The organism is Pseudoflavonifractor phocaeensis, from assembly GCF_016901735.1.
In the GTDB taxonomy this organism is placed as follows: Bacteria; Bacillota; Clostridia; order Oscillospirales; family Oscillospiraceae; genus Pseudoflavonifractor_A.
Genome location: NZ_JACLZC010000191.1, coordinates 1 through 533, shown reverse-complemented (window position 1 = coordinate 533; position 533 = coordinate 1). Strand labels below are relative to the sequence as shown.

Annotated in this window: 1 pseudogene; it reads right to left on the bottom strand. The window is 51.2% G+C overall.

From position 1 onward, the window contains the following. Positions 1-318 precede the first annotated feature (318 nt). A pseudogene (locus H7U37_RS15210) lies at positions 319-533 on the bottom strand (DNA primase family protein); the annotation flags it as partial.

Here is a 533-nt window from a genome sequence, read left to right as displayed (position 1 = left end):
ATTTTCCCATGATTTCATGCACCCGGTTCATCAGGGCGAGAAGCACGGTTTCGCAAAATAATTTCTTCCAACCGTCAAATACTTTTCGATTCTCACTTGCCTTGATTTAGCATGGGGATTTGACCGGTGATTCTGACTACCATAGCCGCTGAATTGCTATAAAAGGGAAAACAACGGTCAATCAAAGTGTACGTACGTACAGCGTCCTCACAAGCTCCACATCCTTTGCTTCCGGCTAAAGCCGAAAGCTCACTCGTTTCGCTGCTCGTCCTCTCCCCAACGGAACCACTTTACAGGGTTCCGATGGGGACCCCGGTATTAGCGCCGCCATTCCTCCGGCACATCTTCCGGTACGTACGTACGCATCGAATCACCGGAAAACACTGATATATGATTTCTCACCAATACCTCAATCCCCAGAAAACCACGCACCCGCCGTCCGGCTGCGTTGGTCACATTGTTGCAGTATTCCAGATTGTAGCGGCTCTGGCAGGCAATCAGGGCTTCGCTGAAGCTGCGGGGCTTCAGGGCAG